The organism is Streptomyces sp. NPDC006368 (assembly GCF_040612535.1).
Taxonomy (GTDB): Bacteria; Actinomycetota; Actinomycetes; order Streptomycetales; family Streptomycetaceae; genus Streptomyces.
Window position 1 is genome coordinate 22,274 of record NZ_JBEXQK010000006.1, and the last position, 15,378, is coordinate 37,651.

Annotated in this window: 13 protein-coding genes; 3 read left to right on the forward strand and 10 right to left on the reverse strand. The window is 72.0% G+C overall.

Annotation, left to right across the window (positions count from 1 at the left end; all coding sequences use genetic code 11):
• Positions 1-3: 3 nt before the first annotated feature.
• Complete coding sequence (locus tag ABZZ38_RS07225; RefSeq protein ID WP_356736636.1) at positions 4-2,487, forward strand: ThuA domain-containing protein; 2,484 nt, start codon at positions 4-6, stop codon at positions 2,485-2,487.
• A 44-nt stretch (positions 2,488-2,531) separates the two neighbouring features.
• Positions 2,532-4,685, forward strand: coding sequence for a family 16 glycoside hydrolase (locus ABZZ38_RS07230; protein ID WP_356736924.1), 2,154 nt, complete (start codon positions 2,532-2,534; stop codon positions 4,683-4,685).
• 72 nt (positions 4,686-4,757) lie between these two features.
• Here ABZZ38_RS07230 and ligD read toward each other — a convergent pair whose 3' ends face one another.
• Positions 4,758-5,768: a non-homologous end-joining DNA ligase gene (gene ligD, locus ABZZ38_RS07235; RefSeq protein WP_356736638.1), complete on the reverse strand. Its 1,011-nt coding sequence runs from the start codon at positions 5,766-5,768 to the stop codon at positions 4,758-4,760.
• Positions 5,769-5,852: 84 nt separating this feature from the next.
• On the opposite strand from ligD, the gene ABZZ38_RS07240 reads away from it, so the two are divergent.
• Positions 5,853-6,932: an ATP-dependent DNA ligase gene (locus tag ABZZ38_RS07240; protein WP_356736640.1), complete on the forward strand. Its 1,080-nt coding sequence runs from the start codon at positions 5,853-5,855 to the stop codon at positions 6,930-6,932.
• Here ABZZ38_RS07240 and ABZZ38_RS07245 read toward each other — a convergent pair.
• The 9 genes from ABZZ38_RS07245 to ABZZ38_RS07285 all read right to left on the reverse strand — a co-directional run bounded on the left by ABZZ38_RS07245 (position 6,915) and on the right by ABZZ38_RS07285 (position 15,340).
• Positions 6,915-8,192 carry a lytic transglycosylase domain-containing protein gene (locus tag ABZZ38_RS07245; protein WP_356736926.1) on the reverse strand — a complete coding sequence of 426 codons (1,278 nt, stop codon included), beginning with the start codon at positions 8,190-8,192 and terminating at the stop codon, positions 6,915-6,917. The two genes, ABZZ38_RS07240 and ABZZ38_RS07245, sit on opposite strands and share 18 nt — an antisense overlap.
• Positions 8,193-8,290: 98 nt before the next feature.
• A complete protein-coding gene (locus ABZZ38_RS07250; protein ID WP_356736642.1) occupies positions 8,291-8,986 on the reverse strand; it encodes a hypothetical protein in 696 nt (231 codons plus the stop codon).
• Between the two features lie 14 nt (positions 8,987-9,000).
• Positions 9,001-9,519, reverse strand: a complete 519-nt coding sequence (locus ABZZ38_RS07255) for a nuclear transport factor 2 family protein (RefSeq protein WP_356736644.1) — start codon at positions 9,517-9,519, stop codon at positions 9,001-9,003.
• Positions 9,520-9,621: 102 nt separating this feature from the next.
• Entirely contained in the window at positions 9,622-10,104 is a 483-nt protein-coding gene (locus ABZZ38_RS07260; protein ID WP_356736646.1) for a hypothetical protein, read from the reverse strand.
• 221 nt (positions 10,105-10,325) lie between these two features.
• The gene (locus tag ABZZ38_RS07265; protein WP_356736648.1) at positions 10,326-10,826 is read right to left on the reverse strand and encodes a hypothetical protein; all 501 of its coding nucleotides are present in this window, start codon (positions 10,824-10,826) and stop codon (positions 10,326-10,328) included.
• Positions 10,823-12,064 carry an MlaD family protein gene (locus ABZZ38_RS07270; RefSeq protein WP_356736650.1) on the reverse strand — a complete coding sequence of 414 codons (1,242 nt, stop codon included), beginning with the start codon at positions 12,062-12,064 and terminating at the stop codon, positions 10,823-10,825. The genes ABZZ38_RS07265 and ABZZ38_RS07270 overlap by 4 nt, the downstream gene beginning before the upstream one ends.
• Positions 12,064-13,179 carry an MCE family protein gene (locus ABZZ38_RS07275; RefSeq protein WP_356736652.1) on the reverse strand — a complete coding sequence of 372 codons (1,116 nt, stop codon included), beginning with the start codon at positions 13,177-13,179 and terminating at the stop codon, positions 12,064-12,066. The genes ABZZ38_RS07270 and ABZZ38_RS07275 overlap by 1 nt, the downstream gene beginning before the upstream one ends.
• Complete coding sequence (locus tag ABZZ38_RS07280; RefSeq protein ID WP_356736654.1) at positions 13,176-14,303, reverse strand: MCE family protein; 1,128 nt, start codon at positions 14,301-14,303, stop codon at positions 13,176-13,178. Before ABZZ38_RS07280 ends, ABZZ38_RS07275 begins: the two co-directional genes overlap by 4 nt.
• Positions 14,300-15,340, reverse strand: a complete 1,041-nt coding sequence (locus ABZZ38_RS07285; protein ID WP_356736928.1) for an MCE family protein — start codon at positions 15,338-15,340, stop codon at positions 14,300-14,302. The genes ABZZ38_RS07280 and ABZZ38_RS07285 overlap by 4 nt, the downstream gene beginning before the upstream one ends.
• Between the last annotated feature and the right edge of the window lie 38 nt (positions 15,341-15,378).

Genomic DNA, 15,378 nt, shown 5'->3' on the forward strand with positions numbered 1-15,378 from the left:
CACATGCACCGTGCACCACATCACTGGTCAAGAACACGCCGTGGTGCGGCCGTGGCCATGGCCGCGAGCGCCCTGACTGCTTCTCTGCTGGGCGGTACGGCCGCCACCGCCGAACCGAATCCGGGTGAGCCTCGGACAACGTTGTCCATTCAGTCTCCACCGGGCGGAGCCAATGTCCGGGTGCTGGTGTTCCACGCCTCGGCCACCGCCGAGTCGCCGGCCGTCGACGCCGGGATCGCTGCGATCGAGACGATCGGCCGGTCGGGCCCGGCCGCGCAGCGGTTCCGTACGGAGGCCACGGACGACGCCTCCGTGTTCACCGACGCCACCAGACTGGGCCGCTACAACGCCGTCGCGTTCCTGACGGGCGGTGGCGATGTGCTCGACCCCGAGCAGGAGGCCGGCCTGGAGGCGTACATGGAGGCGGGGGGCGGCTTCCTCGGCATCCATGACGCGGCCCGCACCGAGCCGTACTCGGACTGGTTCACCGGTCTGGTCGGGGCCCGGCCGACCGCCGACAGCCCCGGCACCGTGCAGCGCGCGACCGTCGAGGTCGGTGACCGGCAGCACCCGGCCACCCAGCGGCTTCCGCTGCACTGGAAGCGCCCCGACAAGTGGTTCAACTGGAAGGTCAACCCGTCCGGTTCCGTGCACACCGTGGCGCGCGTCAGGGAGAGCACGTACCGGCCCGGCCCGAGTGCCAACGGCTGGGACCACCCCGTCTCCTGGTGCCGAGACTACGACGGTGGCCGCTCCTTCTACACCGGCATGGGCGGTACGGCGGAGTCGTTCGCGGAGACCGACTTCCGGGAGCACCTGCTCGGCGCCCTGTTGTGGACGACGCGGCTCTCGCGCGCCGACTGCAAGGCCACCATCGACGCCAACTACAAGAGCGAGCGTCTGACCCAACCCAACCAGCCGGGCCGCAACGACCAGATCGGCGAGCCGCACGGCCTGGTCGCCGCGCCGGACGGCCGCATCCTCTACATCGGGCGCGGCGGCGCCGACTCCTCCCAGCCCGTGGTCACCGACTGGAACGACCCCGACATCGGCAAGGGCCGGGGCGAGATCCACGTCTACGACCCGAGGACCGGGAAAGTCCAGCTCGCGGGCGCGCTCACGGTCTTCGGCAACAAGGGCGGGGGTGATGAGCTCACCAAGAACGAGGAAGGGCTCCTCGGGATCGAGGTCGACCCCGGCTTCCTGTCCAACGGCTGGGTGTACCTGCACTACACACCGCACTCCAGAATCAACCGCGACACCCATATGGCGGAGCGGTACGTCTCCCGCTTCACGCTCGACCTGGCCACCAACACGCTGGACCCCGCGAGTGAAAAGGTCCTGCTGAAGTGGCCGGTGCAGATCCACAGTTGCTGCCACGCGGGCGGTGGCATGGCCTGGGACTCCCGGGGCAACCTGTACATCGCCACCGGTGACAACAACTCCAGCGGTTTCAGTTCTGGCTACTCCGGCAACAACCCGGAGCCCGACTTCAAGGGTGTCTCCTTCGCCGACGCGCGCCGCACCTCCGGCAACACCAACAACCTCAACGGCAAGATCCTGCGGATCCACCCCGAGGACGACGGTACGTACACCCTCCCCGAGGGCAATCTCTTCACCGGCAGGGAGCCGGACGAGGGCGGCGGCAAGACACGCGGTGAGATCTACGTGATGGGGGTGCGCAACCCGGCTCGCATCTTCGTCGACAGGACGACGGACATCCTGTACGCGGGGTGGGTGGGCCCCGACGCCGGAGCGCCGTCCACCACCTGGGGCCCGGCCAAGTACGACACGTTCTCCGCGATCACCAAGGCGGGCAACCACGGCTGGCCGTACTGCATGGGCAACAACCAGCCGTACCGGGACCGCAATCTGCCCGACCCGGGCAAGCCGCTCGGCTGGTACGACTGCGCCGCGCCCAGGAACGAGTCACCGAACAACGACGGCCTGGTGAACCTGCCGCCGGTGACGCCGAATTCGATCTGGTACTCGCCGCAGGGCGGTGGCGTGGACTATCCGCGTGACGCCAACGGTGTCCCCAGTTACCGGACGGAGGAGCAGAAGCTGCTGCTGCCGTGGCTGAAGGGCGGCGGCCAGGCGACCATGAACGGCCCGGTGTACCGCCACGACGCGACGAGCACCAGCACGGTGAAGTGGCCGTCGTACTGGGACGGCAAGTGGTTCGTCGGTGACTTCTACGACGGCGACCAGCCGCGCCACGCCGTGCTGATGGACCCGCGCACGGTCGGCAAGGGCGGTCTGCCGGTGCACGCCGAGTCGCTGAAGAGGATCATCCCGGTCGGGGCGAACGGCATCCGCAATCTGATGGACTGGAAGTTCGCGCCGGACGGTTCGCTGTACGTCCTGGACTACGGTCGCGGCTTCTTCACCTCCGACGCCAAGTCCGCGCTGTGGCGCGTGACGTACCACGGTGGTGAGGCGACGCCCGCCGCCGACGCTCTCGCGAGGAAGGCGGCCGTACAGTGAGACCTTCTCCACGGATCTGGACGGCTCTGTCGGCCGCCCTGCTGATGGTGCTCGGGTTGACGTCGACCGCGGCGTACGGGCGCCCGGACAACGGGACGCGCGCGGCGGAGCAGGTGCTGACGTGGACCGCGGGTGATCCCATCGACCGGTATCTGACCTTCCCGGCCACCGCGGTCGCGGGGCCGACGACGATCGTCTTCGAGAACAGCGCGGCCACCGGCAACACCACGGGCATGCCGCACACGCTGACCTTCGACGTGTCCGACCCCGAGTACAACAACGACGTCCAGCTGAACATCCTGGCCAACCCCGGCGACGACCAGGGCGGCAGGCATACCGCCCAGGTGACCTTGACGCCCGGCCGGTACCGCTTCCACTGCACGATCCCCGGCCACGGCTCCATGCAGGGCATCCTCACGGTCACCGAGGCGGGCGGCGGGGAGGACACCACCGCGCCGGAGACGTCGGCGGAGGTCGAGGGTGAGAAGAACGCCGACGGCGCGTACATCGGGCATGCCAACGTCACCGTGTCGGCGACCGACACCGGCTCGGGCGTGGACCGGATCCAGTACGCGCTCGGGGCGGACGGCACCTGGCAGACGTACACCGCACCCGTGATGGTCCACGAGGTGGGCACCCACCGGATCCGGTACCGGGCCACCGACAAGGCGGGCAACACAGCCGCGGAGAAGGCGGTGGACTTCACCGTGGTCACCCCGCCGACGGACGACAGGACGCCGCCGGAGACGTCCGCGACCGTGAGCGGCGAGAAGGACGGGCAGGGCCGGTACGTGGGGATGGCGACGGTCACCGTCACCGCCTCCGACGCCGGCTCGGGCGTGAACACGATCCAGTACGCGGCCGGGGCGGACGGCGCGTGGCAGGCGTACACCGCGCCGGTGATGGTCCACGAGGTGGGCACCCACACCGTGCGCTACCGGGCCACGGACCGGGCCGGGAACGTGGCGACCGAGAAGTCCGTGCGGTTCACGGTGGTCGCCCCGCCCACCCAGGACAGGACGCCACCCGAGACGGCGGCGGCGGTGACGGGCGAGAAGAACTCGGACGGCGCGTACATCGGCAGAGCCACGGTGACCGTCACGGCGACGGACGCCGACTCGGGCGTGGACAAGGTCGAGTACTCGCTGGACGGCGGGCCGTACCTCGCGTACACGGCGCCCGTCGTCGTCGACCGGGTGGGCCACCACACCGTGCTGCACCGGGCCACGGACAAGGCCGGCAACACCTCGGCGGCCGGGCAGGCCGGCTTCGACGTGGCGGAGGGCGGCGGGGTCCCGGCGCCCCACTGCCCCGAGTACGACGAGCGGCTCACCGTGATCGTCGGCACCGCCGACAGCGGCGTACCGAACCGGATGACACGCGGACGCTGCACGATCAACGAGCTGATCGAGGACGAGAAGGACTGGTCGTCGCACGCGCTGTTCCTCAAGCACGTGGACGCGGTCCTGGACAAGCTGCTCGCCGAGGGGGTGATCGACGCGAGGGAGCACAGGAAGATCTACCGGGCGGCCCGGGATTCCGGCATCGGCAAGCCCGGCCGGACCTCCGGCTACCGCACCCTGTTCGACGGCTCGGCCGACACCTTCGCGAAGTGGCAGCACGTGGGCGGCGGCAGGTTCGCGCTGAACGGCGACGGCTCGATGACCAGCAGCGCCACGGTCCCCGGGATGGGCATGCTGTGGTTCCCGCAGCGGCAGTACGGCGACTTCTCGCTCAAGCTCCAGTGGCGGGACGACGCCCCCGGCACGGGCAACGCCAACTCCGGTGTCTTCGTCCGCTTCCCCTACGTCCACCAGCACCCGGAGGAGCCGAGGCCGGAGTGGGTCGCCATCAAGTACGGGCACGAGATACAGGTGCTGGACCGGCCCGACGGCGACATGTACAAGACCGGTTCGGTGTACGGGTTCGACCGGGTGGGTCTGGGCGGCGCGGGCGTCACCCCGAAGGGGACCTGGAACGACTACGAGATCCGGGTGGAGGGCCAGCACTACTCGGTCTTCCGCAACGGCGTCCTGATCAACGAGTTCGACAACACCGGCGGCCAGGAGTTCACCCCGCCGCGCGCCGATGACCCGGGCACGGACGGCCGGCGGTACGCCACCGGTTACGTCGGGCTCCAGGTCCACGGGACGACGGACGTGATCTCCTACCGCGACATCCGGATCAAGGAGCTGTAGCCCGGATCGGGCGGTACTCCGGATCGGCTGCGGTCCGGATCGGATGTGGTCCGGGATCGGATGTGACCCGGATCAGTCGGTGCGTTTGGCTCGGCTCGGCTGTACCCGCTTGGGCTCACCCGGCATCTTGGGGTAGTCCGGCGGGTACGGCAGGTCGGCCATGCCGTGGTCCCGCTCGTCCTTGGCGGCCAGCTCCAGCAGGCTGTCCAGCGAGAAGGCGTGGTCGTCCATGTCCGCGTGGACGTCGCCGTGGTCGGCGTACCGCACGGGCATGGTGGCCAGGTCGAAATCGCGCGGGTCGACGTCGTCGAGCTCTTCCCACAGCAGGGGCGCGGAGACCGGGGCGTGCGGCTTGGGGCGGATGGAGTAGGCGGAGGCGATCGTCCGGTCGCGGGCCGTCTGGTTGTAGTCGAAGAAAATCTTCTCGCCCCGCTCCTCCTTCCACCACGCGGTGGTGACCCGGCCGGGCATGCGCCGTTCCAGTTCGCGGCCGAGCGCGATGGCTGCGCGGCGCACACCGGTGAACTCCCAGCGGGGCTCGATCGGCACGAAGACGTGGAGGCCCCGGCCGCCGGAGGTCTTGAGCCAGCCCCGCAGGCCGTACTCGTCGAGAACGGCCCGCAGCTCGTGCGCGGCGCGCACGGCCTCGGGGAACCCGGTGCCGGGTTGCGGGTCCAGGTCGACGCGCAGTTCGTCGGGGTGGTCGGTGCGGTCGCCCCGTACCGGCCAGGGGTGGAAGGTGAGCGTGCCGAGGTTGGCGGCCCAGAGGACGGTGGCGATCTCGGTGGGCCGGATCTCGTCGGCGAAGCGACCGCTGGGGAAGGTGATGTGGGCGGTGGGAATCCAGTCGGGCAGGTTCTTGGGCGCGCGCTTCTGGAAGAAGGACTCACCCTCGACGCCGTCGACGAAGCGCTCCAGGGTGGTGGGCCGGTCGCGCAGGGCACGGACGATCCCGTCCCGCACGGCGAGGAAGTAACGCGCCACGTCCAGCTTCGTGAAGCCCCGCTCCGGGAAGTAGATCTTGTCCGGGTTGGACAGGCGTACGGTACGACCGCCGGCCTCCAGCTCCACCGCGTTTCCCATACGCGCCACAGTAGGGCGCAGGAATGAACCTCGCATATCGGCCATATCTGGGCACTGACGGATGATTCAGTGCAGAATCGGGCCATGGATCTGCCGGTGATGCCACCCGTCAAACCGATGCTGGCCAAGTCCGTGAAGATGATCCCGCCCGGCATGCACTACGAGGCCAAGTGGGACGGCTTCCGCGCGATCGTCCACCGGGACGGCTCCGAGCTGGTGATCGGCAGTCGCACCGGCAAGCCGCTGACCCGGTACTTTCCCGAGCTGGTCACCGCTCTCCTGGAGCGCCTGCCGGAGCGCTGTGTCGTCGATGGGGAGATCGTGATCGCCCACGAGGGACGGCTGGACTTCGACCGGCTCACCGAGCGCATCCACCCCGCCGCGTCCCGTGTGAAGACGCTCGCCGAGCGGACGCCCGCCCGCTTCATCGCCTTCGACCTGCTGGCCCTCGGTGACGAGTCCCTGATGGACACGCCGCTGTCCCGGCGCCGGGCCACGCTGAGCGAGGTCCTTCAGGGCGTGGACGCCCCGGTGCATCTGGCGCCGTCCACCACCGACATCGAGGTGGCGCAGCGCTGGTTCGAACAGTACGAGGGGGCGGGACTCGACGGTGTGATCGCCAAGCCCCCGAACCTGCCGTACCGGCCCGACGCCCGGCTGATGTACAAGATCAAGCACGAGCGGACCGCCGATGTCGTGGTGGCCGGCTACCGCTTCCACAAGACCGGGCAGGTCGTCGGCTCCCTGTTGCTCGGTCTGTACGACGACCGGGGCGCCCTCCAGCATGTCGGGGTGTGCGCCGCGTTCACCGCCAGGCGGCGCGCGGAACTCGTCGACGAGCTGGAGCCGCTGCGCATGGACTCCCCCGACGGTCACCCCTGGGCGGCCTGGTCGGACGAGGCCGCGCATGAGAGCGCCCGCCTGCCCGGCGCTCCGAGCCGCTGGTCGGGCAAGAAGGACCTGTCCTGGGTGCCGCTGCGGCCCGAGCGGGTGTGCGAGGTCGGCTACGACCACATGGAGGGTGACCGCTTCCGGCACACGGCGCAGTTCCGGCGCTGGCGGCCGGACCGCACGCCGGAGAGCTGCGGTTACGCCCAGCTGGAGGAGCCCGTGTCGTACGACCTCGGCGAGGTGCTGTCGGGCGGTTCAGGGGGCGACGGCTGAGCAGGAGGTGCCGGGTGGGCCGGGGGCAGGGGGCGGGGAGTCCGTGGGGGTGGCGGTGGGCGTGGGCGTCGGTGCCGGGCAGGTGGGCGCCGGCGGAGTCGGGGACGGGTCGGACGGGGTCGGCGTCGGACTCGGTGTGCCGGGGGGCGTGGACGGGGAGGGCGAGGGGGCCGGCGTCGGGGAGGTGCTCGGTGTCGGGGACGGTGTCGGGGACGGCGAGGGCGGTGGGGATGTGGGCCGGGAGGGGGGCGCCGACGGGGACGGGCGGCTCGGGGGGCGCGGGACCGGCGAGGGTTTCGGGCTGCCGGACGGCTGCGGGCCCACCACGATGCCGCCGCCTCCACCGGGGCGGGGCGACGGTTTCGCACCCGCGCCCGCGCCCTGGCCCGTGTCCGTTCCCTTGCCGGTGTCCGCGCTGCCCGCGCCGGGGCTCGCCGGAAGCACGCCCGACCCGTCCGGCACCGGGTGCGCGCCTCGCTGGTAGAAGGCGAGCCAGGCGAGGACGGTGCGCAGATACGCGTCGGAGTGGTTGTAACTCAGGATCGCCCGGTCGAGGTCGGCCTTGACGGTGAGCGTCCGCTCCCCCGCGCACAGGTAGCGCCCGGCGGCCAGCGCCGCGTCGTGGATGTTGCCGGGGTCGCGGCGCCCGTCGCCGTTGCCGTCCGCACCCCAGCGGGCCCAGGTGGAGGGGATGAACTGCATCGGGCCGACCGCCCGGTCGTAGCCCCGGTCCCCGTCGTACGCGCCGCCGTCGGTGTCCATGATGCGCGCGAACCCGTTGCCGTCGAGCACCGGGCCGAGGATCGGGGAGAGCGTGGTGCCCCGGGCGTCCACCCGCCCGCCGCGCGCCTGTCCCGACTCGACCTTGCCGATCGCGGCGAGCAGCTGCCACGGCAACCGGCACCCCGGGTCGGTGCGGGCGACGGCTGCCTCGGCCCGGCGGTACGCGGCCAGCACGGTCGCCGGGATTCCGGCCTGGGCCATCCGCACGGCCACGGGCGGGGCGGGAACGGCGGGTGACGGAGGCGGGGGGACTTCGGGCGCCCCCGGGCTCACGGGTGAGACCAGAGGCGGCAGTTCGGTGTGGTAGGCGTCGTCGCTCGGCGGTGCCGCCGAGGCACGCCGCGCCGGCTGCCGGTCCCCGGCGGGGTCCGGTGGGGGGACGAGCCCGGGAGCCTGCGAGGCGGTGAGCGCGGCCATCGCGGCGACGGCCGTGGCGGTCCCGCCGACCCCGCGCCGCAGGCGGCGGCCGGTCGTGATCCGCGCGAGGCGTCCCGTGCCGGCCCCGGTCCCGGCCCCGGCCGTGCTCCCGGTCCCGGCCGTGCTCCCGGTCCCGCTCCTCGCCCTGTTCCTGGCCGTCATGAGGTCACCCCCAGGGTGTCGATGGCGGCGATCCGCCAGCTTCCGTCCACGCGTACGGCCTCCACGGCGAACATGGCGGCGCCGTACGTCGTACCGGCCTTCTTCGCGGCCGTACGGGTGTTGCTCTGGTCGGCGTAGACGAGCACCCGCGCCCGGTCGCCGTGGAGCCGCTCCACACCGCTCTCCGTGACGGTGGTGGTGAGCACGAGCTTCTGCCGCGCGCCCTGGTCGCGTACCGGTGCCAGCATCCGCCGGTGCTGCTCGACCGCCTTGCCCGTGAGGTGTCGCTTCGCCGCCTTGTCGGCCGCGCCGGGCGAGGCGTAGTCGTACGAGAAGAGCTCGCCGACCGCCTTGGTGACGCGACCCTTGACCTCGCTGGTGCGCGCGACCTCGGTGAGGGCGGTGTTCCGTACGGCGGGGTCGTCGCGCAGGGCGGCCGCCTCGCCGACCGCCCACGCGGCGAAACCGCCCAGCAGCACGGTGAGGACGCCCAGGACCGCCGGCAGACTGAGCCCGTCGCGGTGCGGCGAACGCCGTGAGGGCGGTGACGGCTGCGGTGGTGGTGCGGGGCGGTGCCGCACGGGCCTGCGGCCGTGCGGTGGGCTCTGCTCGGGTGCGGGCGCCGTTCGCCGGGCGGTGTCGGCCGATGCCAGCCGTCGTCGCCGGTTGACCAGGTGTCGGGTCGTCGACATCTGCGGGGCTCCTCTCAGTCGGCCGCGGTGTTCCCGACGGGTGCCTGGCCGAGGGCGCTGAGTTTCCAGCCCTCGGGGGTGCGGGTGAGCTCGCCGAGCATGCGGCTCTCCTTCGCGGCGGGCTTGCCCTTGGCGGGCGTCACCGTGACCCGCAGGGCGACCATCACGCGCGCCCGCCCGGCGCGGGTGTCCAGTTCGGTCACCGCGCCGGACAGCACCTTCGCGCTGGTCACCGTCTTCGCCTGCCGGATCTGCTCTTCGAACCGGGCACGCCCCTGCGCCAGTTGCTCGGACAGCTCGCCGGTGGCCGAGTCCTGCCAGGTGTCGAGTCCCCGGCGCAGGTCCCGGTGGTCGAGGGTGTTCATGTTCTGCACGGCCTGTTCCCCGGCGGCGAGCACCTGGTCCCGCGTCGTGGCGTACGCGGCGGAGTCGTCGTGCGCGGCGGCGTACCACGACCAGCCGCTCCAGCCCGCGCCGCCGGCGGCGAGCAGGGCCAGGGCCGCCGCCACGCTCAGGAGCGGGTTTCGTGTCATGCGTCGCGAGCTCTGTGCCATGGGTGCGGCCTGCCCCCTCGGGTTCATCGGACTCATCGGTTCATCGGGCTCGTCGGTTGCTCGGTTCATCGGTTGCTCGGTTCATCGGGACGTGATGTCGACGATCCGCCAGCGCCCGTCCCGCAGTTGGGCGGTGACGGACAGCTGCGCGGCGGTCGTCGTGGGTGGCTTACCGGTGCGCTCCGCCACCTGGTCGAGAAAGACGAGGACGTGGGCGTCGCGGGCGGTGAGCCGGGTGACCCCGGCGCGCACCACATGCGTGGTGAGCGTCAGCCGTTGCTCCGCCGCCCGCTGCTCCACCTGTGCGAAGAGCGTCTCGTACTGGCGTGCCGCCTTCCCGGCGAGCAGCTGTCGTGCCGCCTGCCGTGGGGTGGCCGTGTCCCGCGGGGTGTACGAGAAGACGCGGCCGAGCGCGCCACTGACGTCGCCGACGACCCGTGAGGTGGCCTCGGTGTCGGCGAGTGCGCGGTTCGTGGTGGCCTGCCCCCCGGTCAACTCCTGCGTGCGCCAGAGGAACCAGCCACCGGTGAGCAGCAGGAGCGTGGCCAGCACGCCCGCCGTCACGCGCGCCCCCGGCCACCCCGGCCGCGGGCCCGGTGGGCCTGGTCGACCCCGGGGGTCCGGGGACTCCGGGGACTCCGGGGACTCCGGCCGGTCCGGTGGATCCGGAGACACCGGCCCGTCCCGTGGGTCCGGTGGACGCGGCGGGGGGTTCTCCGGCGACACACGCGGCGCCGGTAGCGGGGTGACGTCTTCGCTCGTGCTCACCGTCGCTCGTCCTCCTCTCAGGCTCCGGCGGTCGGGACCGCGGTGAGTGCTGTGACCTTCCAGCCGTCCGGGGTGCGGGCGAGCGTGGCCTCGAGGCGCTTGCGTTCCGTCCTCGGCGACCCGTCGGCCCGGTCGGGCCCGGGGGTGATCTCCACCCGTACGGTCGCGATGAGTTCGGCGGTCCCGGCGCGGGTGTCGAGTGCGGTGAGGGCGGCGTCCGTGACGGTGGCGCGCGCGGACACGTCCGTCCGGGGCTTCTCCTTCTTCAGCTCCGCACGGAGCTCTCCGGCCGACGCGTCGAGCCACGCGCGCAGGCCCTCCTCGGCGCGCGACGCGTCGAGGCCGCTGAGGCGGGCGACGTGCTGCCGCCCGGCCGTGAGTGCGGTGTCGCGCTCCTCGGCGTACGCGCGGTTCTCGTCGCCCGCGGCGCGCGCGTACGTCCACCCGGCTCCGCCGCACAGCAGCGCCGCGACGAGGACGGCCGCCCACCAGCCGTACGGGCCCCTCATTCGGCTCATCGCCCCTCCCCCCGGCGCCGCTCCAAACCCAGCAGGTCGTCCATCCCGATGGGCGCGCCGGGGGCGTCCGGCAGGGCCAGTGCGCCCGGGAGCGTGGCGTCGCCGGGCCGGGCGGGGTCCGGAACGGGTCCGCCGCGCGGCGCGTTGGCGGAGCCGCGGACGTTGACCCCGCTGGAGGGGGCGGCCGTGCAGCGGGCGCGGGTGTTGAGGGCGGGCGGGCTGGAGAGGTCGAGGCCGTTGCGGTAGGTGGTCCCGCCGTATCCGGAGGTGCAGGGCAGCGGCGCGAAGAAGGTCACCGACATGCCGAGGTTGACGCCCCGGGTGGTCACCGCGGTGGAGCCGGCGGCGGCGACCGCCGGCATCGTCACGAGGAACTCCTCCATGCCGCGCTGTCTCGTGACGGCCACCTCGGAGGTCGTGAGGAGGTTGGCCAGGACGACTCCGAAGGACGGGTCGAGGTCCCTCAGCAGCGCGCTGACCTGGCCCGCGGCCCCGGGGGTGGCGGCGATGAGCCGGCGCAGGTCGGTGTCGGAGCCCTTCAGCTCGGCGGCGAGCCGCTGGGCGCCGCCCGCGAAGGACCTCAGGGCGTCGCCCTCCTCGGCCTGGGCGCGCAGGACCGTCTCGGCGTCGGTCATCAGCCGGGTGTTGACCGGCAGCGCCTTGTCGGCGGCGCGCACGAAGTCGTCGCCGCTGTCCAGCAACGTCTGGAGGTCGTCGCCGCGGCCGTTCAGCGCCGTACCGAGCTCGTCGACGACCGTGCGCAGGGCCTCGAGGTCGATCGAGGAGGCGAGGTCGCCGATCCCGGTCAGCACGGTCGTGACGGGCTCGGGTGTGCGGGTGTCGGCGCGCGGGATGACTGTGCCCTCGCGCAGGTAGGGACCGTCGCTACCGGCCGGTCTCAGGTCGATGTACTGCTCGCCGACGGCCGACAGGTTCGCGACGACGGCCTGGAGGTCGGCGGGGATGGGCGGCGCGGACTCCTTGATGCGCAGCTCGGCCTCGACTCCCTCGTCGGTGAGGTCGATGGGGCCGACGCGGCCGACGGAGACGCCCCGGTAGGTGACGTTGGAGTGGGGGAACAGGCCGCCGGTGCCGTCGAGTTGGACGCGTACGGTGTAGTAGTCGCGCAGGCCGACGTACCGGCCGAGGTCGGCGTACCGTACGCCGATGAAGCCGAGGACGAGAACGCCGATGATCAGGAAGGCGACGTTCTTCAGCCGGGTGGCGAGGGTCAGCATCAGTTCCTCCCGGCCGACGGCAGGGGCAGGGGCAGGGGGAGCTCGGCGGTGGATGGCGGCTCGCTGTCCTCGGGCGGGACCAGCGGCGCAATGACCTGGGTGCCGGGGACGGCGGTGACGTCCAGGTAGACGTTGAGGTAGTCGCCCTTGACGCCGCGCAGCACCTCGTCCGTGAAGGGGTAGGTGAGCAGCACCTGGAGCGAGTCGGGCAGTGCCTTGCCGGAGTCGGCGAGGGCCCGCAGGGTGGGGCCGAGCGCCTTGAGGTCGGCCACGAGGTCGGCCTTGCTCCGGTTGACGGTGTCGACGGCGACGCCGGAGAGGGTGTCGAGGGCGCTGAGCATGGTGAGCAGCGAGGCGCGTTGCCGCTCCAGGACCTTGAGGCCCGGGCTGAGTCCGGTGAGGACCTTGCCGACGTCCTGTTTGCGGGTGGCGAGGGTGGCGGAGAGGCGATTGACGCCGTCGAGGGCGGCGGTGATGTTTGCCTTGTTGCTGTCGAGGCTGGTGACGAGGGTGTTGATCCGTGTGAGCAGGGAGCGGACTTCGGTCTCGTTGCCGCGCAGCGCCGTGCCGAGTTCGGTGGTGATGGTCTTGATCTGGTTGACGCCGCCGCCGTTGAGCAGCATGGACAGGGCCCCGAAGACCTCTTCGACCTCGGGGTTGCGGTTGGTGCGGCTGATCGGGATGCGGGCGCCGTCGGCGAGGGTGCCCCTGGGCCGGGTGGGGGCGGAGAGCTGGATGTACTTCTCGCCGAGCAGGCTGGACTGTTCGAGGTGCGCGTAGGCGTTGGCCGGCAGCCGTACGCCGCCGTTGACGCGCAGGGTGACCGTGGCCGACCACGCGCCGCCGGTCAGGTCGATCCTGGTGACGCGGCCGACGGCCACGTCGTTGACCTTGACCGCGGAGTTCGGTACGAGGCTGAGGACGTCCGCGAACTCCGCGGTCACCTCGTACGCGTCGTCGCCGAGGTCGGCGCCGCCCGGCAGGGGCAGTTGCTCGATACCGGACAGTTCGAGGTCGGGTGCGTCGCAGCCGGCGACGCCCGCCGTGACGCCGACGGTGAGGGCCAGGGCGAGAACCGCGGCCACACCGGTGGTGGTGCGGGTGGACCGGTTCACCGGGTCGCCCCCTTCTCCGGGGTGCCGTAGACGGGGCCGACGGCGGGCAGGGGGAGGGCGGGCAGGGCGCCCCGGCGGGCCGGTTCGACGGGGGTCAGACCGGACAGGGCACCCGCCGCGCCCGCCACACCGTCACCTCGCCCACCCCGGCCCCCGGCGCCTTGGCCGAAGCTCAGTTCGTTGATGTTGGCGCGGCCGTTGAGGGTGCGGTGTACGGGGTCGTACGCCTTGAGGGCGTTGCCCGCGGCGAGCGGCGCGGTGTCGAGCAGTTCGGCGAGGGAGGCGCGCTGGTCGACCAGCGTCCGGGTGAGGGGCACCAGCATGTCGACGTTCTTCTTGAGCCCATCGCGGTTCTTCTCGACGAAGGTCTTGACCTGCGCCAGCGCGGTACCGAGTTCCTTGAGGGCGGCGGCCAGGTTCTCCTTGTCCTCGGCGAGGAAGCCCGTGACCGTGGCGAGTTGCCGCTCGGCCGTGCGCACCTCGGTGTCCTTGTTCTTCAGCATGGTGGTGAAGGTCTGCAGGTGGGCGAGTGTGTCGAAGAGGTCGCCGCTGGAGGAGTCGAGGGTTCTGGCGGCCTTGCCGAACTGCTCGATCGAGTCGCCGATGGCCTTGCCGTTGCCGCGCAGGTTGGCGGCGCCGGTGGCCAGCAGGTCCGACAGGGCGCCTTCGGCGTTGGCGCCCTTCGGCCCGAGGGCTTCGCTGAGCCGGGTGAGGGAGGCGTACAGCTGGTCGACTTCGAGGGGGGTGGCGTTGCGGGCGGCGGGCAGGACGGCGCCCTCCCGCAGCCGTGGGCCGCCGGTGTAGGCGGGGGCGAGCTGGATGTACCGGTCGGCGACGATGCTGGGGGCGACGAGCACCGCGTGGGCGTCGGCGGGGACGGGGACGTCCTCGTCGAGCAGGAGGGTGACCTCGACCTCCTTGCCCTGGGGGCGGATGGATCCGACGGTGCCGACCTTCACCCCGAGGATCCGCAGGTCGGACCCTTCGTACACGCCGGTGGCCCGGTCGAAGTAGGCGGTGATCCGGGTGGTGTGCGACTCGTCGATGGCCTGGACGCCGGAGGTGGCCGCGACCGCGAGGACGGCGAGCCCGGCGCCGATGCCGAGGATGCGTCGGAGGTTCATCGGGCACCACCGCCTGAGGACGTGGAGGGGGTTGCGGCCTGCTTCGGCGGCATGCAGCCGGTGGCCGGAGGCGTGCCGGGCTTCAGATAGCTCTTGGGGACGAGTCCGCAGACGTACGTGTCGAACCAGCGTCCGTTGCCCAGTGTGTTGCCGACGAGCCGGTAGTACGGGCCGGCCAGTGCGAGGGTACGGTCCAGGCTCTGACGGTTCTTCAGCAGTACCGCGGTGACCCTGCCGAGCGCGGCGAGGGTGGGCCGGAGCTGCCGGTCGTTGTCCTCGACCAGCCCGGTGAGCTGGGTGCCGAGGTTCCTGGCGCCGGTGAGCAGCTGGTGGATGGCGTCGCGGCGGGCCTGGAGCTCGCCCAGCAGCAGGTTGCCGTCCTCCAGGAGCGTCTCGAAGCTGCTCTTCTTCGTCGCCAGCGTCCTGGACAGCCGCTTGCTGCCTTGGAGGAGTTCGGCGAGCTGGGCGTCGCGCGAGGAGACGGTCCGCGAGAGTGCGGACAGCCCGTCGGCGGCGCTGCGGACGTCGGGCGGGGAGTTCCTGAAGGTGGCGGAGATCGCGTCGAAGCTCGCCGCGAGCTGCCGGGTGTCGATGGCGTTGATGGTCTCGCCGAGGCCGGTGAAGGCCTGGGTGACGTCGTAGGGGGCGGTGGTACGGGACGCGGGGATGCGGCTGTCGGGGTTCTGGGGGGCGGTGCCGAGCGGATCGACCGCGAGGTACTTCTCGCCGAGCAGGGTCCTGATGGCGATGGCGGCGGTGCTGGCGTTGCCGATCCAGGTGCCGTCGTCGACCTCGAAACCGACCCTGACCTTGGCCCCGTCGAGCCGGACGCCGGTCACCTCACCGACCTTGACGCCGGCGATGCGTACCTCGTCGCCCTCGTCGAGCCCGGCGGCCTCGGTGAAGTCGGCGGTGTAGGTGGTGGTGTCGGCCAGTGCGTCGGCCTTGTACGCGCCGACGCCGATCAGGGCGAGGACGAGAAGGCCGACGAGACCGACGAGGACGGGGTTGCGTTCCCGTACCGGCGTGAACCGCACGCCGCGTATGCGGCTGCCACTGCCACTGCTACGGCTAC